The 25923-nt window shown below is 38.0% G+C and carries 26 protein-coding genes and 2 pseudogenes; 10 read left to right on the top strand and 18 right to left on the bottom strand.

All coding sequences use genetic code 11. The features are described from left to right. Positions 1-82: 82 nt before the first annotated feature. Positions 83-1390: a serine--tRNA ligase gene (gene serS / locus ACU5DF_RS13890; RefSeq protein ID WP_446713298.1), complete on the top strand. Its 1308-nt coding sequence runs from the start codon at positions 83-85 to the stop codon at positions 1388-1390. Between the two features lie 97 nt (positions 1391-1487). On the opposite strand, the gene trxC is transcribed toward serS, so the two are convergent. Beyond that, entirely contained in the window at positions 1488-1922 is a 435-nt protein-coding gene (gene trxC, locus ACU5DF_RS13885; protein ID WP_446713297.1) for a thioredoxin TrxC, read from the bottom strand. 144 nt (positions 1923-2066) lie between these two features. Continuing rightward, positions 2067-2390, bottom strand: a complete 324-nt coding sequence (locus ACU5DF_RS13880; RefSeq protein ID WP_446713296.1) for an HI1450 family dsDNA-mimic protein — start codon at positions 2388-2390, stop codon at positions 2067-2069. A gap of 183 nt (positions 2391-2573) precedes the next feature. Here ACU5DF_RS13880 and ACU5DF_RS13875 point away from each other — a divergent pair, with 183 nt between their 5' ends. Continuing rightward, entirely contained in the window at positions 2574-3878 is a 1305-nt protein-coding gene (locus tag ACU5DF_RS13875) for an inosine/guanosine kinase (protein ID WP_446703569.1), read from the top strand. Positions 3879-3971: 93 nt separating this feature from the next. Here ACU5DF_RS13875 and ACU5DF_RS13870 read toward each other — a convergent pair whose 3' ends face one another. Together ACU5DF_RS13870 and gap are read right to left on the bottom strand one after the other, a co-directional pair. Then, the gene (locus ACU5DF_RS13870) at positions 3972-4847 is read right to left on the bottom strand and encodes a D-hexose-6-phosphate mutarotase (protein WP_446713295.1); all 876 of its coding nucleotides are present in this window, start codon (positions 4845-4847) and stop codon (positions 3972-3974) included. 193 nt (positions 4848-5040) lie between these two features. After that, positions 5041-6033 carry a type I glyceraldehyde-3-phosphate dehydrogenase gene (gene gap / locus ACU5DF_RS13865; protein WP_045101662.1) on the bottom strand — a complete coding sequence of 331 codons (993 nt, stop codon included), beginning with the start codon at positions 6031-6033 and terminating at the stop codon, positions 5041-5043. Between the two features lie 335 nt (positions 6034-6368). Between gap and msrB the strand changes: the two genes are divergently transcribed. The 3 genes and pseudogenes from msrB to ACU5DF_RS13850 all read left to right on the top strand — a co-directional run. Beyond that, a complete protein-coding gene (gene msrB, locus ACU5DF_RS13860; RefSeq protein WP_446713294.1) occupies positions 6369-6785 on the top strand; it encodes a peptide-methionine (R)-S-oxide reductase MsrB in 417 nt (138 codons plus the stop codon). Between the two features lie 226 nt (positions 6786-7011). Then, positions 7012-7518 (top strand): helix-turn-helix domain-containing protein, encoded by a 507-nt coding sequence (locus ACU5DF_RS13855; protein ID WP_446711479.1) that lies wholly within the window; start codon positions 7012-7014, stop codon positions 7516-7518. Then, positions 7482-8360, top strand: a pseudogene (locus ACU5DF_RS13850) (IS3 family transposase); the annotation flags it as partial. The gene ACU5DF_RS13855 and the pseudogene ACU5DF_RS13850, both read left to right, overlap by 37 nt. 28 nt (positions 8361-8388) lie before the next feature. Here ACU5DF_RS13850 and ACU5DF_RS13845 read toward each other — a convergent pair. Then, complete coding sequence (locus tag ACU5DF_RS13845; protein ID WP_446713293.1) at positions 8389-9207, bottom strand: DUF2989 domain-containing protein; 819 nt, start codon at positions 9205-9207, stop codon at positions 8389-8391. Positions 9208-9323: 116 nt separating this feature from the next. On the opposite strand from ACU5DF_RS13845, the gene ACU5DF_RS13840 reads away from it, so the two are divergent. Both ACU5DF_RS13840 and ACU5DF_RS13835 read left to right on the top strand, forming a co-directional pair. Then, entirely contained in the window at positions 9324-9608 is a 285-nt protein-coding gene (locus tag ACU5DF_RS13840; protein WP_446714243.1) for a YeaC family protein, read from the top strand. A gap of 134 nt (positions 9609-9742) precedes the next feature. After that, positions 9743-9892 carry a hypothetical protein gene (locus ACU5DF_RS13835; protein ID WP_446713292.1) on the top strand — a complete coding sequence of 50 codons (150 nt, stop codon included), beginning with the start codon at positions 9743-9745 and terminating at the stop codon, positions 9890-9892. A 32-nt stretch (positions 9893-9924) separates the two neighbouring features. Here ACU5DF_RS13835 and ACU5DF_RS13830 read toward each other — a convergent pair whose 3' ends face one another. Continuing rightward, on the bottom strand, positions 9925-10767 hold the full coding sequence (locus tag ACU5DF_RS13830; protein WP_446714242.1) for an ion transporter: 843 nt from the start codon (positions 10765-10767) through the stop codon (positions 9925-9927). A gap of 718 nt (positions 10768-11485) precedes the next feature. Here ACU5DF_RS13830 and adhE point away from each other — a divergent pair. Next, a pseudogene (gene adhE, locus ACU5DF_RS13825) lies at positions 11486-14070 on the top strand (bifunctional acetaldehyde-CoA/alcohol dehydrogenase); the annotation flags it as partial. A 199-nt stretch (positions 14071-14269) separates the two neighbouring features. On the opposite strand, the gene ACU5DF_RS13820 reads toward adhE, so the two are convergent. The 3 genes from ACU5DF_RS13820 to sodB all read right to left on the bottom strand — a co-directional run bounded on the left by ACU5DF_RS13820 (position 14270) and on the right by sodB (position 16460). Beyond that, positions 14270-14941: an SDR family oxidoreductase gene (locus tag ACU5DF_RS13820; RefSeq protein WP_446713291.1), complete on the bottom strand. Its 672-nt coding sequence runs from the start codon at positions 14939-14941 to the stop codon at positions 14270-14272. Between the two features lie 223 nt (positions 14942-15164). Further along, a complete protein-coding gene (locus ACU5DF_RS13815) occupies positions 15165-15671 on the bottom strand; it encodes a VC2046/SO_2500 family protein (protein WP_045101668.1) in 507 nt (168 codons plus the stop codon). Between the two features lie 204 nt (positions 15672-15875). Continuing rightward, positions 15876-16460: a superoxide dismutase [Fe] gene (sodB, locus tag ACU5DF_RS13810; protein WP_446713290.1), complete on the bottom strand. Its 585-nt coding sequence runs from the start codon at positions 16458-16460 to the stop codon at positions 15876-15878. A gap of 235 nt (positions 16461-16695) precedes the next feature. Here sodB and grxD point away from each other — a divergent pair, with 235 nt between their 5' ends. Then, a complete protein-coding gene (grxD, locus tag ACU5DF_RS13805; RefSeq protein ID WP_045101670.1) occupies positions 16696-17031 on the top strand; it encodes a Grx4 family monothiol glutaredoxin in 336 nt (111 codons plus the stop codon). 132 nt (positions 17032-17163) lie between these two features. Here grxD and ACU5DF_RS13800 read toward each other — a convergent pair whose 3' ends face one another. The 3 genes from ACU5DF_RS13800 to rnt form a co-directional block, all read right to left on the bottom strand. Beyond that, positions 17164-18468, bottom strand: a complete 1305-nt coding sequence (locus ACU5DF_RS13800; RefSeq protein ID WP_446713289.1) for a response regulator — start codon at positions 18466-18468, stop codon at positions 17164-17166. A gap of 192 nt (positions 18469-18660) precedes the next feature. Then, positions 18661-19989, bottom strand: coding sequence for a Na+/H+ antiporter family protein (locus ACU5DF_RS13795; protein ID WP_045101672.1), 1329 nt, complete (start codon positions 19987-19989; stop codon positions 18661-18663). Between the two features lie 81 nt (positions 19990-20070). Further along, positions 20071-20739, bottom strand: coding sequence for a ribonuclease T (rnt, locus tag ACU5DF_RS13790; protein ID WP_446714241.1), 669 nt, complete (start codon positions 20737-20739; stop codon positions 20071-20073). Positions 20740-20939: 200 nt separating this feature from the next. Between rnt and motY the strand changes: the two genes are divergently transcribed. Then, positions 20940-21818, top strand: coding sequence for a flagellar protein MotY (motY, locus tag ACU5DF_RS13785; protein ID WP_045101673.1), 879 nt, complete (start codon positions 20940-20942; stop codon positions 21816-21818). Between the two features lie 41 nt (positions 21819-21859). On the opposite strand, the gene ACU5DF_RS13780 is transcribed toward motY, so the two are convergent. From ACU5DF_RS13780 to rsxD, 6 genes are all read right to left on the bottom strand, one after another. After that, positions 21860-22294 carry a DUF2753 domain-containing protein gene (locus ACU5DF_RS13780; RefSeq protein WP_446713288.1) on the bottom strand — a complete coding sequence of 145 codons (435 nt, stop codon included), beginning with the start codon at positions 22292-22294 and terminating at the stop codon, positions 21860-21862. Between the two features lie 144 nt (positions 22295-22438). Continuing rightward, positions 22439-22855 carry a lactoylglutathione lyase gene (gene gloA, locus ACU5DF_RS13775; RefSeq protein WP_446713287.1) on the bottom strand — a complete coding sequence of 139 codons (417 nt, stop codon included), beginning with the start codon at positions 22853-22855 and terminating at the stop codon, positions 22439-22441. 34 nt (positions 22856-22889) lie between these two features. Then, complete coding sequence (gene nth / locus ACU5DF_RS13770) at positions 22890-23525, bottom strand: endonuclease III (protein ID WP_446713286.1); 636 nt, start codon at positions 23523-23525, stop codon at positions 22890-22892. An 18-nt stretch (positions 23526-23543) separates the two neighbouring features. Beyond that, the gene (locus ACU5DF_RS13765) at positions 23544-24230 is read right to left on the bottom strand and encodes an electron transport complex subunit E (RefSeq protein ID WP_045101677.1); all 687 of its coding nucleotides are present in this window, start codon (positions 24228-24230) and stop codon (positions 23544-23546) included. Beyond that, the gene (gene rsxG / locus ACU5DF_RS13760) at positions 24230-24862 is read right to left on the bottom strand and encodes an electron transport complex subunit RsxG (RefSeq protein ID WP_446713285.1); all 633 of its coding nucleotides are present in this window, start codon (positions 24860-24862) and stop codon (positions 24230-24232) included. The genes ACU5DF_RS13765 and rsxG overlap by 1 nt, the downstream gene beginning before the upstream one ends. Before the next feature lie 4 nt (positions 24863-24866). Further along, positions 24867-25922: an electron transport complex subunit RsxD gene (gene rsxD, locus ACU5DF_RS13755; RefSeq protein ID WP_446713284.1), complete on the bottom strand. Its 1056-nt coding sequence runs from the start codon at positions 25920-25922 to the stop codon at positions 24867-24869. Between the last annotated feature and the right edge of the window lies 1 nt (position 25923).

The following is a 25923-nucleotide window of genomic DNA, read 5'->3' as shown; positions in this document are numbered from 1 at the left end:
AATTAAAAATTGCACAAAATTTTATTATTAAGTGAGTTCGTTTACTTTGAACACACAATGACCATAAGGCATAGGATTACAAATGCTTGATTCAAAATTACTTCGTACAGAGCTGGATGAAACAGCAGAGAAACTGGCACGTCGTGGCTTTAAGCTAGACGTAGAGACACTTCGCAACCTTGAAGAACAACGTAAGTCCCTTCAGGTTAAAACTGAAGAGCTTCAAGCGCAGCGTAATTCCCGTTCGAAGTCCATTGGTCAAGCAAAAGCGAAGGGTGATCACGAAGAAGCCGAGCGCATCATGGCTGACGTTGCAAACCTAGGTTCTGAATTAGATGAAGCAAAAGTTGTACTTGCTGATCTTCTGCAACAGATCGACACAATCGCATTGTCTGTACCTAACCTTCCTGATGATTCTGTGCCTTATGGTAAAGATGAAGAAGAAAACGTAGAAGTGTTACGTTGGGGTACACCGCTAGCGTATGACTTTGAAGTTAAAGATCATGTAGCTCTTGGTGAGCTTGCTGACGGTCTTGATTTTGCAAGTGCTGTTAAAATTTCAGGCTCTCGTTTTATCGTAATGAAAGGTCAGTTTGCACGTCTTCATCGTGCACTTGCGCAGTTCATGCTTGATCTTCATACAGAAGAACATGGCTACATGGAAATGTACGTACCATACTTAGTTAACCACGATAGCCTATACGGCACTGGCCAATTACCTAAATTTGGTGAAGATCTATTCCACACAAGCCCATTAACAGAGCAAGTAAGTGATGTTCCTCTTAAGATGCTATCACTTATCCCAACAGCTGAAGTACCAGTAACAAACATGGTACGCGATACCATTACTGAAGAAGCTGACTTGCCTCTGAAAATGACGGCTCATACACCGTGTTTCCGTTCTGAAGCGGGTTCTTACGGTCGTGATACTCGTGGTCTTATTCGTATGCACCAATTCGACAAAGTTGAATTAGTTCAAATCACGAAACCTGAAGATTCAATGGCAGCTCTTGAAGAACTAACAGGTCATGCTGAGAAAGTACTTCAACTACTAGAACTTCCTTACCGTAAAGTAGTTCTTTGTACTGGTGATATGGGCTTCGGTTCTCGTAAAACTTACGATTTAGAAGTATGGGTTCCAGCACAAGAAACGTACCGTGAGATCTCTTCTTGTTCAAACATGTGGGATTTCCAAGCTCGTCGTATGCAAGCGCGTTTCCGTCGTCAAGGCGAGAAAAAACCAGAATTAGTTCACACACTGAACGGTTCAGGTCTTGCTGTAGGTCGTACAATGGTTGCGATCTTAGAGAACTTCCAACAAGCTGATGGTAAGATTGCTATCCCTGAAGTACTACGTAAGTACATGAACGATGTAGAGTTCATCGGTTAATCTGTTCTATAACATAGACTAGATAAACACTAAAAAGCCGCTTTATGTTAAGTCATAAAGCGGCTTTTGTTTGTCTGTTGTTTAAATTATTTATAGCTTATTTAAGCAGTGCTTGATTTAGCCACTGATCAAATTGACCTTTTGGTAATGCACCATTAATCATATCTACACGTTGACCGTTCTTAAATACCATAATCGTAGGGATAGAACGGATTTGATATTGTGCAGCAATTTGTTGTTGAGCTTCAGTATTTACTTTTACACAACGAACTTGGCCATTACGTTCAGCAGCAACGTCTTCAAATACTGGAGAGAATCCAACACACGGGTTACACCACGGGGCCCAGAAGTCGATAACAACAGGTTTATCACTATTCATTAAAGCGGCAAGATTATCAGATGTTCCTTCTAGTGGTTTTCCATCTAATAGTTGCTCTTTACAGCGACCACACGTAGCCGTGTCATTAATACGTTCAATAGGAAGGCGATTGAGTCCATTACACGATGGGCATCGAGATTGAAATTGAGTCATGGTATTCCTTTATTATTTTCTGCTATCAGCAGTTTGTGAGCATAAAGAAATAATGGGGGTACTAAGTGAGATATTCAATTAGAAAGAGCAATAAAAAAGGAGCAAATAGATGCTCCTTAGTATGAAATGGTAAGGTTGGTGAAATTAATCACGCTTCCATAACATGTGGCAGAACTTGTGTTCAGGATCACGACTTATTAGCATACGAGCAAAGACATCATCTAAAACATCAGATTCTTCATTGACTAAGCCAATTAGAACTTCTGCATATACTTCACCATCAACCTCAAAACCAACGTGTTCAGCCCAGTCATCACGAGTATCAACGACTTCAGCAGCACCGCGATCATCAAATTGCAGAGTGAATAATGCAACGTCAGCAGGTTCAAGATTGTCTTGAGCCATTTCAAGGAAAATATCGTAAGCGACTTCGATTACGTCATCATAGCTAATTAGTTCAGTTGTCATGGTGGTTACCTTTAAAAAATACGCTCATAAATTATCACGAATGTCCTCTATAAGGCTAGAGCTATCAACAAATAGAAAGAGCAAACGTTTGCTTTTCGTTGAGGCTAATATCAGTAGTTGCGGCAGAGTTATTCAGCGGCTAAACTTCGCACTTCTTCCATTAGCCAGTTGAATGATTATTTTATGAAATTTCCAGGTCAGCGTAAATCCAAGCATTATTTTCCAGTTCACGCTCGTGATCCATTAGTTAGCCAAGCTCAAGAAACCAAAAAAATGTCGCGTACGCACATTATCGGTATTGATCAAACGTTAGTGGATATTGAAGCTCGAATTGATGATGCTTTTATTGAAAAGTATGGCTTGAGTAAAGGGCACTCACTGGTTATCGATAATGATAAAGCGGAAATGCTTTATAACGAGCTTAAAGATAACAACATGATCACCAATGAATTTGCTGGTGGTACAATTGGTAACACACTTCATAACTACTCTGTATTAGCAGATGATAAATCTACATTGCTAGGTGTGATGAGTGAAGACATTCATATTGGTAGCTACTCATACCGCTACTTATGTAATACGTCTAGCCGAATGGATTTGAACTATCTTCAGCCGGTACCTGGTGCAATTGGTCGCTGTTTTGCGCTTATTAGCCAAGATGGAGAGCGTACGTTTGCGATCAGCGAAGGTGACATGAACCAACTTCGTGCAGAAAGCATTCCAGAGAAAATTTTTAAAAATGCGTCTGCATTAGTACTGACGGCTTATTTAGTTCGCTGCAAAGATGGTGATCCAATGCCAGCTGCTACGATGCAAGCCATTGAGTACGCGAAAAAGCATGACGTACCAGTAGTATTGACTATGGGTACTAAGTTTGTTGTTCAAGATGACCCACAATACTGGCGTGACTTTCTAAAAGATCATGTATCAGTGGTTGCTATGAATGAAGAGGAAGGAGAGGCGCTTACTGGTGCTTCAGATCCTCTAGAAGCAGCAGATAAGGCTCTTGAGTGGGTTGATCTTGTATTGTGTACTGCGGGCCCTGTAGGGCTTTATATGGCGGGTTATACTGAAGACGAAGCAAAGCGTGAAACTTCTTTGCCATTGCTTCCTGGTACGATTGCGGAATTCAACCAATATGAATTTAGTCGTCCTGCTATTAAAGATAGCTGTGAAAACCCAATGAAGGTGTATTCTCATATTTCACCATACATGGGTGGCCCAGAAAAAATCAAGAATACTAATGGGGCAGGTGATGGAGCGTTATCGGCTTTATTACACGATATGGCAGCAAACCATTACCACCGTAATAATGTACCTAACTCAAGTAAGCATCAGCACTCATACCTTACATACTCTTCGTTCTCTCAAGTATGTAAGTACTCAAACCGCGTAAGCTTTGAAGTATTAGCGCAACATTCACCACGTTTATCTCGTGGTTTACCAGAGCGTGAAGATTCATTAGAAGAGTCGTACTGGGAAAGATAATGTCAGCGTGTGCTTATTATGAAAATATAAAAAGCAGATGATATAAAAAACGGAAGCTTAGTGCTTCCGTTTTTGTTTTTAGAATTTAAATAATTAAGCTGAGATTGTTGTGCTTAATACAAATGACTCATTAGGTTGAATGACTTTAGCAACGTCAAGACTTGTCGCATGATAAGTAGATTCAACACACACCATGGTTTGGTAACCATCATTGTTCATGTCACCCATAGACTCTGCACCTTCAATCCAAGGATTCCAGATAACAGCCGCATTGTGACCCGCATTAGTGACAGATAAGCTACGTTGCGTGTCTGATACTGTAATTGTCTCTTGTGGTTGGGTATAGACACGGTCAACAGCCGCATCAATCGATAATGTATCACCGCCCGAACATACTTTCCCTTCCAGTAAGCCATCAATATAGCTAGATCCCATACCGGTAATTGTTGTCGTGTTAATATCAGCAACATTTAGATACGTGTGTAATGCACCTGAGCAGTTCCACGCTTTATTATCTGTGTTTTTCGCATTAAGAGTAATCGTTAACTGATCGCCAATTTCTACTGTTAATCGTGCTTCAAACTCACATGGCCAAATAGCTTTGGTTTCTTCAGACGTTTCTAATCCAAGAACGACCATAACGCCATTTTCGTTTTCACGATGCTCTACTAATGTCCAAGTGCTATTACGAGCAAAACCGTGTGCTGGGTTTGCGATACGACCAAACCAAGGCCAACATACAGGCACGCCACCACGAATTGCTTTGTCAGGGTTAAAAATAGCGTCTTTGCTCATCCAAATTAGGTCGTCTTGTCCTTTTGGAGTGAAAGATAATACATGGCCACCGTGTAATGAAATTGCGGCCTCTGCTTTCTCATGAAGTATGCGAACTACTTTTACATCGTCTAATTGAGTAATGGTAACGCAATCAGATAACACACTGATGGTTGGAAGGTGAGTAAGATTCATAGGTAACTCCTAAAATAGTAAATACGTATTCTTTTTTAGATAGTAATTGTTGAATTGGTCTAGCAAAAGAATAGGTACTTATGGAATGGTATTAAATTACAGATACAAAAAAGGCGACAATTAAGTCGCCTTTCATTCTTAAAAGATACTAAAACCTTTTAAGTTAGCTTTCAAAGAAAGTCTAAACTAATGCTTACTTAGAAACGTGAGCGATTAGGTCAAGAACTTTGTTTGAGTAACCGATTTCGTTGTCGTACCAAGATACAAGCTTAACGAATTTGTCAGTTAGAGCAACACCAGCTGCAGCATCAAATACTGAAGTTTGTGTTTCGCCGATGAAGTCTTGAGAAACAACAGCTTCGTCTGTGTAACCTAGAACGCCAGCGTATTCGTTTTCAGAAGCACGCTTCATTTCAGCACAGATTTCTTCGTAAGTTGCAGCAGTTTTTAGGTTAACTGTAAGGTCAACAACAGAAACGTTTGCAGTTGGTACGCGGAAAGCCATACCAGTTAGAAGGCCGTTAAGCTCAGGAATTACTTTACCTACTGCTTTAGCTGCACCAGTTGAAGATGGGATGATGTTTTGAGAAGCACCACGGCCACCACGCCAGTCTTTCGCAGAAGGACCATCTACAGTTTTTTGAGTTGCTGTAGTTGCGTGAACTGTAGTCATAAGACCAGATTCAATGCCCCACTTGTCGTTAAGTACTTTAGCGATAGGTGCAAGACAGTTAGTAGTACAAGAAGCGTTAGAAACGATATCTTGACCAGCGTAATCTGCAGCGTTAACGCCCATAACGAACATTGGTACGTCACCAGAAGGACCAGTAAGAACTACTTTCTTAGCGCCAGCTGTGATGTGTTTACGAGCAGTTTCGTCAGTAAGGAAAAGACCAGTAGCTTCAGCAACAACGTCAACGTTGATTGCATCCCACTTAAGATCTTCTGGGTTACGTTCAGCAGTTACACGTACAGTGTTACCGTTAACTACTAGGTTACCGTCTACTACTTCAACAGTACCGTTGAAACGACCGTGAGTTGAGTCGTACTTAAGCATGTAAGCCATGTATTCAACGTCGATAAGATCGTTAATACCAACAACTTCGATGTCGTTGCGCTCTACAGATGCACGGAAAACAAAACGTCCAATACGGCCAAAACCGTTAATACCTACTTTGATAGTCATTATATGTTGCTCCACAACTTAAATTTGATTTTCAGGTTTAAATTAACTGGTAGTAAAATTACAAAATCCTGAGCCAACCTGCAAGCGAAAATGCCAATTATATTGTTTAAAATCAAAAAATAGACCATATTCTGTTAACATTAAGAAAAATTCTTACGTAATTTATAGAAATGTTGGTTACTTAATAACCTTAATGACATTTTGTGAAAAATAGTGACATAACTGTCAATCACATTTTTCGCGGTTGGTGTAAAATTACTTTGGCAAAGTATGTGCTACAAAGGTGAGTATAAGCAAGGTTTAATTTAAATAAGTCTTAAGAGGTAGAATTTCAAATGGATAGATCAAAACCCTTTTCAGAATTAACAGAAGAAGATTGGCAAGGGCGTTTAACACAAGAAGAGTTTGATATTTGTAGAAAACAAGGTACAGAAGCCCCTTTTTCTGGCAAGTTATTGCATAATAAATCGACAGGGAAATATGCCTGCACTTGCTGTCAGACAATTTTATTTGAATCTGAAAACAAGTACGATTCAGGTTGTGGTTGGCCAAGTTTTGATGCGCCAATTAATAAAGATGTGCTTCGTTACTTGAAAGATAGCAGTTATGGAATGGAGAGAATTGAGATCAGGTGCAGGACTTGCGATTGTCATTTAGGGCATGTATTTAATGATGGGCCTAAAACGACAGGTGAGCGTTTTTGTGTTAATTCAGTTTCTTTAAGTTTTAATGACGATGTGATAGCGGAATGAAAATACAGAAGTAGCTTTTCATTTAGTTATTGAAAAAAGAAATTAGAAAGTAATGAAGGTATGGCGTTGGCCTTCATTACTTAAATAAATTATTGATGAACATAGCTATACCAGTAATAAATTGAGCATTTAATTAATGATATAAGCTAAATTTTTATTTTATTTCAGCTGGTAGTAATGAACTGACCCCCAATAATTGGACAACCAATTACTGAGGGTCTTTTTTATGTCCAAATATAGTCGTGAGCTAAAACTAATTATTGCTAAGCAGTGCTTAGTTAGTCGTACATCAATTCAATTATCTAAAGAATATTCGATATCTGCTCGTCAGATACGATATTGGACTCAAGTATTTTCTATCCATGGTAAAAACTCATTTTTACCAACTACACATGCCGATAATGCCAAAACAAAATTACAAGCATTGAAATTAATGTGGACTAACAGTTGGTCTCTCACTCACACTAGTGCAGTATTAAACTTATCCTCCCCTGGCACGCTATCAGTCTGGCTTAAAACATATAATGAAGCGGGGTTTAAGGGACTCAAGAATAGTAATATAGGAAGGCCTTCAATGAAATTATTATCCAATACTACACAAAAATCAGATGACGAAATGACCATTGAAGAGCTAAGAGAAGAGTTAAGTTATTTACGAACAGAGAATGCTGTTCTAAAAAAGTTCGAAGAGCTGAAACAGAAAAAACGCCAACAAACAAAGAAAAAGCGTTAATTGTTTTAGCTCTCAAAGCTAATTACCCTTTAAAATATTTACTTCGTATCACCAGTTTGGCAAAAAGTGTCTTCTATTATCAGGCTCAAATAAGTAGAAGGCCTGATACTTATGAGCATGAGTTAGAGATGATTGAGTCTATCTACCATGAACATAAAGGACGTTATGGCTATCGACGGATCCATTTAGCTATGCGAAGAAAAGGTGTAGAGCTGAATCATAAAACAGTACAAAGGCTGATGGCGCAACTAAACCTAAAATCTATAGTAAGACCCAAAAAATATCGTTCTTATCGAGGAGAGGTGGGTAAATCAGTCCCAAATGTACTTGAAAGGGATTTTAGTGCTACGAAACCAGATGAGAAATGGGTAACCGATGTAACAGAATTTAAAGTTAACGGACAAAAAGTTTACCTATCGCCAGTGGTTGATTTATTCAATCAAGAAGTTATCGCTTATAAAGTGACAAAGAATGCACGTTTACCGCTAGTCACGGATATGCTTAAAGAAGCAATAGGCAAACTAAGTAAGGGCTCGAAGCCAATTTTACACAGTGATCAAGGTTGGCAATATCGACATAAGACTTATCAACAGGAACTTGTAAAGCATAGGCTTCAACAAAGTATGTCTAGAAAAGGAAACTGCTTAGATAATGCAGTAGCTGAAAATTTCTTTGGTTTACTTAAAACTGAAATGTATCATGGATACATCTTCAAGGATGCAGATGAGTTAATAGAAAAGATCGAAGAATATATCGAGTATTACAATACGAAGCGGATTAAGGTAAAACTAAAAGGCCTGACTCCGATAGAATATCGAAACCAGGCCTTACAAGCCGCTTAACTAAAATGTCCAACTTAACGGGGTCACTTCATAATGAGGCTTTAAAGTTTTGATTCTTGATGCTTTCAGTTATAGCTTCACTGAATTGTACTAATTTTTCTTTTTCTATAGCAGAAAAGTTATACAGCAAAGACAGTTGTTTTTCAGAAGCAACTTGAAGTTCAAACTCTTTCCCAACTAACGCCCAGATATAAGCGTGTTCTTTATTATTTTCTTTGTGGTTAATACTTGCTAAAGATTTAATAACTGTAGCGTGCAGATTTTTTTCATAATCATCTTCTGTAAGTAGTTCTAGAGCATGATTTAAAATCAAAATTGTTTTATTACCATCTCGTTGAGTATAGAAAGTTGCTAGAGCATATTGTAATTCTGTTGATTCTAATTTTGTAGTGCCTTCAAGTTGTAAAAATTCACGTAATGCGCTTTTATCACCGGTTACCCAACGATAATAAAGCACTTTAGGCTCTTTTGAATCTTGTAGATCAAGTGATATTGCTTCAATTGCATCATAAGTATGTAATAAAGCTTCTGAGCGTTTAGATTTAACTTCTTTAGCGGTAATAGGTTCAATTTGTGCTGCTGAACCTAAACATTGTTGATAATTATAAGTGAGTTTAATCGTGTTTAGTTTATCTAAATCATGTTGACTTTTTAATGTTTTAAAACGGCTTAAAATGAGAGCGTCACGCTGACGTAAGCATTGTCCATCATGCATGTTTAATTGATTACATTGTAAACCCTTGTGCTCTTCACATAACTGTTCAGTAGTAGGGGTTGAGTCAAAGCATGCTGATAACAAAAGAGTCGTCAGAGTGAGTAAAGAAAATCTTTGAATAGTTGAAAACATGATAATCCTATATATAGAAGAGGGAAGTGTGATCCATTACTCTTATTTATCGGCACTTTGTTGACTAACATTAATGAAAAGATATCGTTTACTTGTCGTTAGATATGGAGTGAATGATGGACGTAAATAAATTATTAGAATCGATGACCCCAGACGTGTTTCAAAATTTGCAATATGCAGTAGAAACAGGAAAGTGGCATAATGGAACCCCTTTGTCTGCTGAGCAACGAAGCACTTGTATGCAAGCGATGATGCTGTACCAATCGAAACATAATAAAGATGCACAACATATGACAGTGGCAGAAGGTGGTGAAATTGCCTTTAAATCAAAAGCTGAATTAAAGAAGCAATTCTCTAAAGGGCAAGAAGATATTGTGCGTGTTAATGTCTCTCTGGATTAATGTAACTATAATGTTTAAATTATCAGCAATAAGAATATAAATGCTACATTGCTCCCAAAATGAATTTATAATATTGTCGATAGGGATTTACTCAAGTAGATTATCGACAATTTAATAAATTATAAGACGTTATTATGAAAAAAACCAAAGGACAGGTTCTTACTAAATTTGCAGCATTTGCCGCTGTATTCGTTTTACTTGCAGTGATTGCCGCTCCAAAATTCCTCGGGGGTGAAACTGTAAATAGCGCATCACAAGGAACTGTAACCCTTTATTCTGAATAATATAGCCCCGTTTCTTTTCTGAGCCAACGATCTTATGAGTGATTTGTGATTACTCGACTCTCTGGCTCAGGAAGCTGTCCCCCACAATGCCTGCAATGAATAGAATCCGATTCATGCCCGCTTTTTAAGCAGTTAGGGCAGCGAACTAAATTTCGATGAGTATTCATTTCTTGATTTAACTCTGCAGTAATGATGCCCGTTGGTACCGCTAAAATAGAATAGCCTAATAACATTGTTATGGATGCTATTGCTTTCCCCAATGCGGTATGAGGTACTAAATCACCATATCCAACCGTTGTTATTGTCACTATTGCCCAATAAATGCTTTGTGGGATACTTGTAAAACCATTCTCTGGCCCCTCAATTACAAACATCAATGAACCAAATACCGAAATAAGAATTGCAACCGTACTAAAGAAAATGAAAATTTTTCTTTTAGCCATGAGCAGAGAACGTAAGAGAATATTAGAATCTTGTAAATAGCGGACTAATTTTAATACTCTAAAGATCCTCATTACTCGTAATAATCGAATAATGGCAATATAGCTGGCACTAGGGAAAAACAGAGCTAAATAAGTAGGTAATATCGCCAGTAGATCAATAACACCATAAAAACTACGGGCATAAGAACGAGGTTTAGGTGAGCAATAGAGCCGCAAAAGATATTCAAGTGTAAAAATTGCAGTAAAGGTGTATTCAAGTCGCCACAGTATATGACCATAACTAGCATTGATAGAACTAATAGAATCTAAAACTAAAGTTGCTTGAGAGGTGAGGATTAAGATAATCAACATGATATCAAATCGTTTACCTGCTTTAGTATGTGTACCAAAAATAATGGTATATAGATAATGTTTTATACGTTGTTTTTTCATAGCTACCAATAAGTGAACGGTTTGAATAAAGCGTAATAAATTGTCTTTACTATAATAGTAATCTAAATAATTGAGCATTCTACCTTGCTCAAATCGAGCATACCTAATAAATAGTCAGCTTTACTAGTTATTTTAGCTCACTTTGTCCTTATCTAGGTTTTTAGGGAATTTCCTGAACGATTTTCTGAGCAAATATTCACCTAGATTGGAATGACTGTGCCTACCTTTATATCCCAATTGTAAAATATTCATCATAAAGTGATCTGGAACAGGTTATTTTAGTGATAAATGATGTGATTTTATTATCAGTTATACTACTCTTTAGTGGCACGGAGATTTCGCCATAATTTGTCATTTTTGACCTGATATATGTAATTTTATTACAGTTAGTGTCAGCTTAAATGATACTTTTATTACTAGTCTACTTTTTGATGTGGATCGTAAGTTGTATTAAGTATGTGATGTAAAAGGTCTTTTTATTGGGATACCCGTTAGGGGTAAGACGAAAGTGGTAAATATTTTCCGATAACTGATCTGAATCAATACTTTTAAAATTGTGAAAGAATATAATCAGTTTTGAAAGCAATTTACTAAGTAAGCAAAGCAAGGTAACCAGAAATGAATGGTTAAGCTTAATCGCTTGAAAGGATGTAAAAGCAAAATCCTTACTAAATAGTTTTTAACGATTTTTATAATTTTTATTTTTAGGAGAAACAATATGCCTGTAACTAATTTAGCTGAACTTGATGCTCTAGTAGCACGCGTTAAAGCGGCGCAAAAAGAATTTGCGAACTTTCCTCAAGAGAAAGTTGATGCAATCTTCCGTGCAGCATCTCTAGCAGCTTCAACAGCTCGTATTGAACTAGCAAAAATGGCAGCAACTGAATCTGGCATGGGTATCATGGAAGATAAAGTTATCAAAAACCACTTTGCTTCTGAGTTTATTTACAATAAATACAAAGATGAATTAACGTGTGGCATCATCGACCGTAACGATGAAGGTGGCACGATCACTATTGCTGAACCACTAGGTATTGTTTGTGCAATCGTTCCAACGACAAACCCTACTTCAACGGCAATCTTTAAAGCGTTAATCTGTCTTAAAACTCGTAATGGTTGTATCTTCTCACCACACCCACGCGCTAAAAATGCAACTAACTACGCAGCTAAAGTTGTATTAGATGCTGCAATTCAAGCTGGTGCACCAAAAGACATCATTGGTTGGATTGACCAACCATCTGTTGAATTATCAAACGGCCTAATGAAGCATGACGATATCAACATGATCCTTGCTACTGGTGGTCCAGGCATGGTTAAAGCGGCTTACTCTTCAGGTAAACCTGCAATCGGTGTTGGCGCGGGTAACACTCCTGTAGTTATCGACGAAACTGCTGATATCAAACGTGCTGTTTCTTCTATCTTAATGTCTAAAACATTCGATAACGGTGTTATCTGTGCTTCTGAGCAAGCGGCAATCGTTGTTGAATCTATCTACGACGAAGTTAAAGCTCGTTTCGCTAAATACGGGCGCGGTTGTTCTAAGCAAAGAAGATGCAAATAAAGTACGTAAAGTATTACTTATCGATGGCGCACTTAACGCTAAAATCGTTGGCCAACCAGCATACAAAATTGCTGAGCTAGCAAATGTTAAAGTACCTACTTCTACTAAAATTCTTATCGGTGAAGGCTTAGAAGCTTCATGGGATGACGAATTTGCTCATGAAAAACTATCTCCAACATTAGGTCTATTCAAAGCGAAAAACTTTGAAGATGCTGTGCGTCAAGCGGGTATCGTATTAGACATAGGCGGTGTTGGTCATACTTCAGTTCTTTATACTGACCAAGATAACAACGAAGAGCGTATCGCGTACTTCGGCGACAAGATGAAAACAGCTCGTATTCTTGTGAATACACCTGCATCTCAAGGTGGTATCGGTGACCTTTACAACTTCGAATTAGCACCTTCATTAACGTTAGGTTGTGGTTCTTGGGGTGGTAACGCTATCTCTGAAAACGTAGGTCCTAAGCACCTTATCAACAAGAAAATTGTAGCTAAGCGAGCAGAAAATATGTTATGGCATAAACTACCAAAATCTATCTACTTCCGTCGCGGCTGTTTACCAATCGCAATGACTGACCTTGAAGGTAAAAAACGTGCATTAATCGTTACTGACCGTTTCTTATTCAACAACGGTTATATCGATGACCTACGCTCAATCTTAAAAGAAAAAGGCATGGAAGTTGAAGTTTTCCATGAAGTAGAAGCTGATCCAACATTAGCAGTAGTTAAAGCCGGTGCTGAAGCATGTGCAAGCTACCAACCTGATGTTATCTTAGCGGTTGGTGGTGGTTCACCGATGGATGCAGCGAAAATCATGTGGGTTATGTACGAGCACCCAGAAACTGATTTTGAAGACTTATCTATGCGCTTTATGGATATCCGTAAACGTATTTACAAGTTCCCTAAAATGGGTCAAAAAGCTGAATTAGTATGTATCACAACGACTTCTGGTACAGGTTCTGAAGTTACCCCATTTGCTGTTGTAACTGATGAAAAAACAGGTCAAAAATACCCATTAGCAGATTACGAACTAACGCCAAACATGGCTGTTGTTGATGCTAACCTTGTTATGGATATGCCTAAGTCTTTATGTGCATTCGGTGGTTACGATGCAGTAACGCACGCATTAGAAGCTTACGTTTCTGTTCTTGCAAACGAATATTCAGACGGTCACGCTCTACAGTCACTTAAGATGCTTAAAGAGTACCTACCAAGCTCTTACGCTAACGGTAAGAAAGATCCAATTGCACGTGAAAAAGTTCACAATGCAGCAACAATCGCTGGTATGTCTTTTGCGCAGTCTTTCCTAGGTGTGTGTCACTCAATGGCGCATAAATTAGGTGCAGAATTCCACATTCCACACGGCCTTGCTAACGCGTTATTAATTGCTAACACAGTACGTTTTAATGCGACTAACAACCCAACTAAACAAGCTGCGTTCTCTCAGTACGACCGTCCTAAAGCACGTGCTCGTTACGCTGAAATCGCAGAGCATTTAGGTTACCGTGAAGGTAATACTGAAACGAAAGTTAATGCGTTACTTGGTTGGTTAGAAGAGCTTAAAACTGCATTGGATATCCCACTGTCAATTCAAGCTGCTGGCGTTAACGAAGCTGAATTCATGGCAAAAGTGGATTCAATTGCTGAAGATGCGTTTGATGACCAATGTACTGGTGCTAACCCACGTTACCCATTGATCAAAGAGCTTAAAGAAGTATTAATCGCTTCTTACTACGGTACGGCTTACGCTGACGTAATGGACGCTCCAGAAGTGAAAGAAGAAGTTAAAGCTAAAAAAGCAAAGAAATAATTCGATGCGGATAAGCTAAGATGTTTTCACTGATTTGAAAATATTGAAATGAAAAAAACCACCTTATTTATAAGGTGGTTTTTTTATGCCTGTTACTTTTTTGTTTTTATTCTTGTTGTGCCAAGGGGGGGTTAAGCAGTTGCTTCAATAATCCGGCCATTAAAGTAATCATTTTCAAGAATGTACTCTGTGTTTTTTATGAGTTCTTGATTAATTGAATTGAAGTTAAGCTCTGAAGACGCAGAAGAGAAGCGAGGAGCTACGCCACCAATGCGAATATTAAAAGGATTTAATTCTTTAGCCCAACTCTTTGTTAACCCTGCGAGTAAAGCAGTAGAGCTCTCTATTGTTTTCTCTTGTTGTGAGTGTTCGTGATATCCCAAATTGATGATAACCCCTTCTTTGTTATGGTCGCGCATATGCTGAGCTGCGAATTGACCATAAGTAAACAGAGTTGTTGCTAATTCAGTTAATTGAAAAGAACAATGACTTTGATGAGGAGTAAATAAACTAGGGAGAGCAACATCAGTGTAGTTATTGATTAAAACATCAATACCGTGAGAGAATTGATTATCAATAGCATTAAATAAATGACAGATGCTCTCTGAAGATTGATCTTTTAACTCAAAACTGATCACATTTTCATTAAGTTGACTACAGAGGCGGTGTGTCTCAATAAGCGCATCGCTATTGGAGTCTGCAATAATAAGAAGTGCACCAAGTGAGGCAAAATGGCAAGCAACAGCTCGACCCATAAAATTGCCAGCTGATGTTATCAGAATGGTTGAGTGTTCAATTTTCATAGCATCCTTCCTTAGAAGAGCAGAATTAACTGAAATAGGTGCTATTAATATGGGATAGAAATAGGGTATCTGCTGTGAGCTTTGTTGAAAATGAGGGTTAAATTGTATTCAATGATAGGATTTATGCACTAACTCACATAATAATCACGAATGAGTTGTAAGGGTGATATAGCAAATGGTGATAAATCGAGTGATGACTTAACTAAAGAAGTTTAAGTGTGCGTTAAACGTATAAGTTCATTTCTGAATGACGCTTAGCAGTCACTAATTCATTGTAAAGATCTTGAGGGATAGCGTTAAATATCTCGTTACCTGATTCTAATTGACGGCGTTGGTGTCCAGATAAATTGTGGTAAACATCTTCTGGTAAATCACACGTGTCTTGAGGCATGTAAGCCATTGCATCAGGTGCTAGGCCGTGTTGTAGCTTTGCACTTGCTAAGCCACCATTATGAAATTGGTTTGCTTGAGAAGCAGAACGAGAGTAACTCTCTTCATTGCTGCGAAGGATCTGTGCATCAGCTAACTGGAAACGCTGACGAAGCAAATTTTCAGTTAATGTTTTCTCATTAATTTTTTCAACAGGCGTATTTTCACGTAAGTCATTAGATAGTAAAGACATCATTAAAGCAAAATCAGCTCGGCGACCCGCTTCCATTGCATGGTTTAGGTTTGAACCGAATTGAACTTCGTTGATTAACTCTGCTTTATCTAAAGTATGTACTTTCATGAATCAATTCCTCTTAATGATAAATACTTATCGGAAAGAAATTAAAATACTTTAGTGTTTTTAGGAAAATAATTGCCGTTTATTGAAATTATTTTAATATTAGGGCAATTACTTACCGCAGATGATTAGAGATAAAAAAGGCCAGTACGAATACTGACCTTTTGATTGGGAGTTAACCAGAATATACCAGTTAATTCTAATGTATTACTTAGCTAGGTTTTCTTCTACGAAAGACCAGTTTACAAGAGCCCAGAACGCAGCCATGTAGTCAGGACGTACGTTACGGAAATCGATGTAGTAAGCGTGTTCCCATAGGTCAACAGTTAGAAGCGGAGTAACACCTTCTTCTGTTAGAGGAGTAGCAGCGTTAGAAGTGTTAACGATGTCTAGAGAGCCGTCAGCTTTTTTAACTAACCAAGTCCAAGAAGAACCAAAGTTGTTGATTGCAGAATCTGTGAATTTCGCTTTGAATTCTTCGAAAGAACCGAATGCAGCGTTGATAGCTTCTGCAACAGCGCCAGTTGGTTCGCCACCAGCTTGAGGAGCAAGGCAGTTCCAGTAGAACGTGTGGTTCCAGATTTGCGCTGCGTTATTGAAAACGCCACCAGTAGAAGTTTTGATGATCTCTTCTAGAGTTTTGCCTTCAAATTCAGTACCTGGGATAAGACCGTTAAGCTTAACCACATAAGTATTGTGGTGTTTACCGTGGTGGTAATCTAAAGTCTCTGCTGAGATGTGTGGTAATAGTGCATCTTTTGCGAACGGTAGAGCTGGTAATTCAAATGACATTGCTCATGTCTCCATGTTGTAAGAGGTCTACGCCTCACTAAATTCCAAAAATATACACTCAATGGAGTGTAGAATTTATTCTGACTTCGATCTGATTCTAGCAAGTTTTGATTTTATTAAAAGAAAAAGTGGTGAATTTTCAATAAATAATACCACTACAAATATTAGGTATTTTTTTCTGGTTGCATAACAAGTAGAATGGATACAACTTAGTGTCGACCCATTAGAGGATACAATGGAAACTATCGATAAGATCAAGCAACAAATTGCTGAAAACCACATCATTCTATACATGAAAGGCTCACCTAAGCTTCCAAGCTGTGGTTTTTCATCTCAAGCATCTCAAGCGCTAATGAATTGCGGCGAGAAGTTTGCTTATGTAGATATCCTACAAAACCCAGACATTCGTGCTGAACTTCCTGCATACGCACAATGGCCTACCTTCCCACAACTTTGGGTTGAAGGTGAGTTAATTGGCGGTTGTGACATCATTCTTGAAATGTTCCAAAAAGGTGAGTTAAAGCCATTGGTTCAAGAAGCTGCAGAGCGTAATGCCCCTGCTGCTGAATAAGAATTCCAGTACAAAATAACAAAAAGCCACGTATTAATAAAATACGTGGCTTTTTCATGCGTCGTCAATAGGCTATCTAACCAAGTATATTGTTATGGTGGTATTAGCCTACCTCTTCAGTTGAACCTAATTCTATATTTTTGCTTTTTCAAATGCTTGGCTTTGTAGCTTAGCTAGGATAGAAGTTCCTTGCTGCAGTTTTGCTAGCCATTTCTCCTCAATGATTTTCTTTTCATCATCAAGTTTCATTTCACAATACACTAAATAAACAATATAAGCAGTTTCATAATCAGTGATATCTGCCAGTTGAATATCAGATATTAAACGGTTTGCTTCACCATAACGATTCATTTTTAGTTGCCACAAAGCAGACAATGCACGCTGAGCTGAGGTACAGGGAATACCTCGTAGTCGACCTTTTAATTTAGCACTCGCACGCTGCCAAGCACTTTCTGGTGACCATTCTTGAAGTATTTCTTCTGGAGCTAAAAATAAATCACCCCAAGCAACCATCGCTCGTTTACCTGCAGAATCAAAGGCGGAGTGAGGAAGTAAATAAGCGTATTTAGTTAATAAATCGAAGGTATCATATCTATCACCTTTAGCCAGCAATGACCAAGTGAGATGACTGAATCGTAAGTAAGAAAAGGGAGCTAGTTCAAACCCTTTTTTCCAGTAACGTACAGCGATAGAAAGATTATTTCGATAAAATGCTGTTTCTGCTTTCAAATCAAGAAGGCGAAGATTCTGCTCATCTTTTTGTAATAGAGTATCGATTAGCTGATTTGCAGCATCAAATTCTTTTCTTGCAACATATATTTCAACTTGCTGAACTTCAGCTTCGAGTGATGCTTTAATGATAGATAATAAGGCTTTATTGACACTCATTGCTTCATCTAATCGATTAACTTTGATAAGGCGTGAAGCTAATTTAAGCATGGCGTCTTTTAAGATCATTTTACTTGGTGATTGAAAAATTAGAGGTTTTACGCCAGCCAAACCACTTTTTGTGTATGAAGCAATCATTCCCATAGAAAATTTACGTTTGATTAAATCATGATTAATCGTTTTTATGATTTCTTCTGGGCGTATTGGTTTTTGAATGTATTTTGTTGGATTGTAATCGCTATAAGCTAATTCAATTTGTGGGTCTTCATTTCCAGTTACAATATAAATCAACGTATTATCATTAATTAATCGTAGTAACTTTAATTGTTCTAGCATCTGTAGACCTGTACTTCCATGACCTAAATTATGATCAACAAAAAGTACATCAAACTTTTGACGCTTACAGTTACCAACTGCAGCACCAGCGGTTGGGCAGCAAGCAATATTATTAATAGGTACACCTATACGACTCAATAACGCACGAATCGCATTTTGAATAACGCTACTGTCATCAATAATAAGAAAAGAAGATAGCTTTATTAATTTCATGCAAGCTCAAATAGGTGATAAGTGAAATAGAGGCAGAGTATAGCAACAGTATTCATTAAAAACACACCAAAGCCAAAGTTAGAAAATATATTTTATGATCTTTATACAAAAGTGGCAGAATTACAGCCACTTTATATAAAGGTGATAAAGGTTTAATTAAATATACATAATTAAACCTTGTTATACATAAGGTTAAAGAACCATTGCTGCAATCCAACCAAATATAATAAGTGGAAGGTTATAATGTAGGAATGTAGGAACAACTGTTTCCCATACGTGCTCATGCTGCCCATCTGCATTAAGACCTGATGTTGGACCTAATGTCGAATCCGAAGCAGGAGAGCCAGCATCACCTAAGGCAGCGGCAGTACCAACCAAGGCAATTGTTGCCATTGGAGAGAAGCCAAATGCAACAGCAAGTGGAACGTAAATAGTAGCAATAATTGGGATGGTAGAGAAAGATGAGCCAATTCCCATTGTAACTAATAATCCGACAATTAGCATCAGTAGTGCTGCTAGTGGTTTATTGTCACCAATAGAAGTTGATAGTGCCTGAACAAGAGTTTCAACGCCGCCTGTAGCTTTCATTACAGCAGCGAAACCTGCGGCAGATATCATGATAAAACCAATCATCGCCATCATATGCACACCACGAGTAAAGACATCTTGAGTCTCTTTCCACGCAATAACGCCACCAAAAGTAAACACCATGAAACCTGCTAACGCACCAACAATCATTGACCCTGCTGCTAATTGAACAGATAGAGCGGCAATAATAGCAACAATAGAGATTTGAATATGACGCTTATTAAACGTAGGTGTTGCGTTTGTTGCTTGCATCTCTGCGTTATCAACATCCGCATAAGTTCTAGGCTTACGATAAGAGATGAATACCGCAATTAAAAGACCTGTCACCATGCCTAAAGCAGGCAGAGCCATCGCTAAAGGAACTTGGCTCGCCACAACATCTAGATTATTGTCATGTAGGTTTTTTAGTAGGATATTATTTAGAAAAATGCCACCAAAACCAACAGGAAGTACCATATATGGGGTAACTAAACCAAAAGTTAACACACAGGCAATTAAGCGACGATCAAGTTTTAGTTTATTGAATACTTGAATAAGTGGCGGGATTAAAATTGGAATAAATGCTATGTGAACAGGCACAACGTTTTGAGATGAAACAGTGATCAAAAGAATTAAGCATAGTAATAGATATTTAACGCCAGTGGCTGCATGTAGATTATCTTTACCATTAATGCGTTTAATTACATTATGAGCTAGTAAATCAGTAACGCCTGATTTAGAGATAGCAACAGCAAAAGCACCTAGCATGGCATAACTTAATGCGATAGTCGCACCGCCACCTAGACCGCCTTCAAAGGCTGAGATCGTATCAGATAATGACAAACCACCGACTAAACCGCCGATTAGTGCGCTGAATGTTAAAGCAACAACAACGTTAACTCTAAGTAAAGCGAGGATAAGCATTACTGAAACAGAAAGAATTATTGGATTCATTTTTGTTTAGTTTCCCTGTAAATGTTGTGTAATTATACCAACAAAAATATACATTGTTGTTGGCATTAGCAAAGTAGCCTATTAATTATTATTAGTATTATCTTCCTCTGGTTCTGGCAACAGAGGCCAGCCACCAAGATCTTTCCATTTATTCACGATATGACAGAATAACTCTGCGGTTTTTTGTGTATCATAAAGTGCGGAGTGTGCTTCTTTTCCATCAAAGTCCATACCTGCTGTTTTACAAGCTTTTGCTAGAACGGTTTGACCTAATGCTAGGCCACTAATAGCTGCTGTATCAAAAGTACAGAAAGGATGGAAAGGGATGCGTTTTAATTTAGAGCGTTCAGAAGCTTCCATAACAAAGCTGTGATCAAAATTGGCATTATGGGCGACCATAATTGCGCGACGGCAATCATGTTGTTTTTGCTCTTTTCGGATCTGTTTATATATTTCTTTCAAGGCAATATCTTCAGTGACAGCACCACGTAAAGGGCTAAAGGGGTCACGGATACCATTAAATTCTAACGCTTCTTTTTCAAGATTAGCCCCCTCAAAAGGAGCTACGTGATAGTGGATAGTTGTTGCAGGTTTTAAATAACCTTCTTCATCCATTGCCAAAGTGACGGCACAAATTTCAAGTAAAGCATCAGTTTTTGAGTTGAAACCTGCGGTCTCTACATCAATAACGACAGGGAAATAACCACGAAAACGGTTTTTTAATAAATTATGTTGCTCTACTTCAGTCATCATTCGGTACGTAAGAAAATGTTACCGCTATTATTGCAGATAATCGTAAGCATAAAAACTGTAAATAAGGTGTGATGAAGATATATTTATTGAAGATTGGTAAAGCGGAAACAAAATAGAGTTAAGAAATGAATATTGTTGGTCTAATTTTTGCTTTGTTAAATCTATCGTCAACGGCATGACCAATAGATTTAGGTATTATGAAAAAAACACTTTTTACTTCAGCCCTACTAGTAAGCTCATTGATTGCGATGCCAGCATTAGCAAATAAGAACTATGTTGCTAAGCCGGAACAATCGAAATGGATGATGCTAGAAAACTCGCCACTGGAGTGTCGTTTATCTCATAATATCCCCAATTATGGCAATGCAGAGTTTACGGCTTATGCAAATAAAAAGATGAATTTAGATTTTGAATTAAAAATGAGTCGACCAATGGGAGAGACGCGTTCAGTTAATTTAGTTTCTATGCCTGCTCGTTGGATGCCTGGCGAGAGTGCTGATTCTATGACGAATTTAAAATTCTTTAAACAATTCGATGGCTATGTTGGTGGTACAACTGCATGGTCGATGTTAGCTGAGCTAGAGAATGGACGTTTTCCGACATTTACCTATGCTGATTGGCAGAGCCCTAAACAGCTAATTGAAGTTGCGTTATCACCTGTTGTATTCCAAGAACAATACAATGTATTCAGTATGTGTATTGCTAATTTATTGCCATATAGCTTTGAAGATATCTCATTTACTATTTTACACTTTGATAAAAATAGTGATGAATTAAATAAATCATCGAAAAAACGTCTATCTCAAATTGCAGATTTTATTAAATATACTAAAGATGTAGATTTGGTTTTGGTTGCGACTTATACCGATTCAAGTGGTGGTAAAAACGTGAACCAACAAGTGTCTGAGCGACGCGCTGTAAAATTACAAAACTATTTTGAGTCAATTGGTTTACCAGCAGACCGAATTCGAGTTCAATCGTATGGTGAGCGTCGTCCAATAGCGGATAATGAAACACCAATTGGTAAGAATAAAAACCGAAGAGTAGTTATCTCTTTAGGTAGAACTATTATTTAAGAAAAATGTTTTTAAAAAGCGTCTAATGTATAGGCGCTTTTTTATTGTAATTTAAAACTAGCAATTAGTTCACATTGAACGGCGCTATCAATATGCTGGATATGTTTAGCTATTGCAGGGTTAGGATGGCGCTTCATGAAGTCGAGAAGGGCATTTTTGCAGCAACCTAAATTAGAAACAAAAGACTCACAATCTTTGCGCGGGCATTGAGGTACTAATGTGAGTACCTTTTCGGAAGCAATCTGTAAATATTTTAATTCAAATCGATTATCATTTTGGCTTCGCCAGAACTGAGCTAAGTTATGGCATGAAATAACAGAGATAGTGACTTGATCAATTAATGAACCTTTATTTCTCTTGGTTAATTCTTCAGAAATAGCATAGGCTTGTTGGTAATGTAAAATAGTACGCCAAAAATCTTTATTTTTAAAAGATTGCTCGGCTAATATAGTGTGCTTTTCCCAGAGCTCTATCATAATATCTTCTTCTTTAGTGTCTAGATAAAAGCCATCTTAATTGAGAATGGTTATCATTAGAAGTTTTGGGTATAAAAAAACCTGCACAGATCGCAGGTTTTATAAAATAAAGTTTTAAGCTGCTTTACTTAGATACTAAATATATTAGCCTTCTAGGCCAGCAGAGGCGCTACTGTTTTGAATTAGCTCAATCATGTAGCCATCAGGATCTTTAACAAACGCAATGTGTGTTGAGCCACCTTTTACAGGTCCTGCTTCACGAGTGACATTACCGCCAGCAGCTTTAATTGCGTCACAAGTAGCATAAATATCATCGACACCGATAGCTATGTGACCAAAAGCAGTACCCATGTCATATTCTTCAGTACCCCAGTTATACGTTAATTCGATAACTGCACCTTGAGATTCATCACCGTAACCAAGAAAGGCAAGAGTGTATTTGTATTCTTCATTGGTATTTTGACGAAGAAGATTCATGCCCATGACGTTAGTATAAAACTCGATTGATTTGTCTAGATTGCCCACACGGAACATCGTGTGTAAAATACGTCCATTAGCCATTTTTTTGCTCCAGTTTTTAATATTAATTGATATTTTAAATATCTGTTTTTTCTTTAAACTCACACAAATCTTCAATCATGCAACTGCCACAACGTGGTTTACGTGCAATGCAGGTATAACGCCCATGTAGGATTAACCAGTGATGAACGTCTAACTTAAATTCTTTTGGAACGACTTTGAGCAATTTTTTTTCAACATCGTTTACTGTTTTACCCATTGCCAATTTTGTTCGGTTTGATACTCGATAGATATGGGTATCGACAGCAATCGTTGGCCAACCAAAAGCAGTATTAAGTACCACATTTGCAGTTTTATGGCCGACTCCTGGTAGCGCTTCTAATGCATCTTGATCTTCTGGTATTTCACTGTCATGAAGGTCAATTAACATCTGGCAAGTTTTGATGACATTGACAGCTTTAGTATTGAATAAACCAATAGTCTTAATGTAAGTTTTTAGGCCATCAACTCCTAAGTCTAAAATAGCTTGAGGCGTATTCGCGATAGGATAAAGTTTGCGAGTTGCTTTATTAACACTGACATCGGTTGCTTGGGCTGATAATAAAACCGCGATCAATAATTCAAACGGCGTAGACCATTCAAGCTCAGTTTGAGGGTGTGGGTTATCGGCTCTTAAGCGTTCTAACATTTCACGACGTTTTACATTATTCATACTGCTTCATGCCCTTATTTACGATACTCGTGCGCGTTCAATTTTTTCTTTTTCTTGTTTTGGTTGACGATCAGCTAATTTTTTATCAATGACATTTTTCAGAGCAATAAGAAAACCAACCCCTAGAAAAGCACCTGGTGGAAGCATAGCTAATAGGAAGTGGCTATCTACATGAAATAGCTCAATACGTAATACCGTCGCCCAATCGCCTAATAATAAATCAGCACCATCAAATAAAGTTCCATTACCTAAAATTTCACGCATTGCACCAAGTAGAACTAAAACAGCAGTCATACCTAATCCCATCCATAATCCATCTAATACAGCTGGTATTGGGTCACTTTTTGATGCAAAAGCTTCAGCACGACCAATAATAATACAATTGGTTACGATAAGGGGGATAAAAATACCAAGAGAAAGGTATAAACCATAAGCATAAGCATTCATTAATAATTGAACACAGGTAACTAATGAGGCAATAATCATAACAAAAACAGGGATACGGACTTCTTGTGGTATCCATTGACGAACAAGAGAAACTATCAAGTTTGAGCCGATCAAAACTAGCGTTGTAGCAATACCTAAGCCTAATGCGTTAGTGACTGTGGCTGATACTGCAAGTAATGGGCACAAGCCTAATAATTGTACTAGGGCAGGGTTATTATCCCATAAGCCATTCTTGATTAATTCTTGATGAGTTGTCATTAGTTAGCCTCACAATTAAGGGGAAGAGTCTGTAATTCATCTTGGTGTGTTTTGTAGAACCACACTGCTTTTTTGACTGCTTTTACAACCGCTCTAGGAGTAATTGTTGCTCCTGTAAATTGATCAAATTGACCGCCATCCTTTTGAACTGCCCAACTTTTATCTTCTAAGTTATCGACACTTTTTCCTAGGAATGAATCAACCCAGCGAGTAATTCGAGTATCAATCTTATCACCAAGCCCTGGCGTTTCTTGATGAGATAATACACGAACACCTGTCACCATTGAGTTGGCATCAACGCCCACAATGATTTTAATCGCTCCACTGTAACCGTCAGGAGCTATGGCCTCTATTGCAGCACCAGAATGTTTGTCATTCAGTGATGCTAAGTAGATAGGCATTGGTTGTTCTGTACCCAAGGCATCAGAGTTGGAAACTAAAGTACAGGCTTTATATAGCTCATTATCATGCAGTGACCTTGGTACTACCTGATTAAGTGTAGTTAGTAGCTGTTGTTGTTGCTGATACGCGATTTGGTCTTTAGTTAGTGCAAACGTAATGGTCACTAAGGCTGTCGATGCAACAGCAAAAAGCGCTAATACAAGGCTGCTTTTTTTCATGGTCTTTAGCATTGTTTTATCCTTTTTTGTGACCGTAAGTTCTTGGTTTTGTGTAGTAATCAATTAGAGGTACACACATATTGGCTAAGAGTACGGCAAAAGCAACACCATCAGGGAAACCACCCCAAGTTCGAATAATGTAAACCAGAGCACCGATAAGTGCACCATAATACAAGCGACCTTTTGATGTTGTCGCAGCAGAGACAGGATCAGTGGCGATAAAGAAAGCCCCGAACATTGTTGCCCCTGAGAATAAATTGAACATTGGTGAGGTTGCAGTATCTGGCGATAATAGAGAGAACATACCACTAACGATAAATAAACTGACTAAAAAACTTACAGGGATATGCCAGTGAATAAGGCGCTGTTGTAGTAAAAATACACCACCTAATAAGAAGCCAATATTTACCCACAACCAGCCTAGGCCAGCAATGCCATTAAAAATTGGTGCTGATAAGATTTCGTTTGTTGTTAATCCTGCTTTGAGCCCTGTTTTTACGGTATCTAATGGTGTTGCCATTGTCATTCCGTCTACATTCATCGTGAGCTGGTGAACAGAAAAACCATCTTGATTTAATCCATTAAGAATTAGCCAGATAGAATCTGAAAAATTAATACTTTCGATGAGAAGCTCTTTTGCTGGGAGCCAGGTTGTCATTTGAACAGGGAAAGAGATCAACAGGACAACATAAGCAGCCATTGCTGGGTTAAATATATTTTGACCTAACCCACCATATAGATGTTTGGCTATTACTATAGCAAATGTTACTCCGATGACTGTTATCCACCAAGGTGACAATGGAGGTATAGCAAGTGCCAATAATAATCCAGTTAATAAGGCGCTATTGTCACTTAAATAGGGTGCTAATGGCCTTTTTCGACAGAGTAAAATTAAAGCCTCAGCTAAAATAGCAGTAATAATGGCAATGAAAACTTGTAAAATCGTTCCCCAACCAAAGAAATAAGTCTGAGCGATTAATCCAGGGATAGTTGCTAATGCTACCATTTTCATGATCGTTCTAGTACTTTTCTGACTATGAGCGTGTGGTGAACTAGTGATAAAAAAGGCCACT

The sequence above is a fragment of the Aliivibrio wodanis genome (assembly GCF_052920805.1).
The sequence above is the reverse complement of the archived record's forward strand: the minus strand, read 5'-3'. Positions and strand labels throughout refer to the sequence as shown.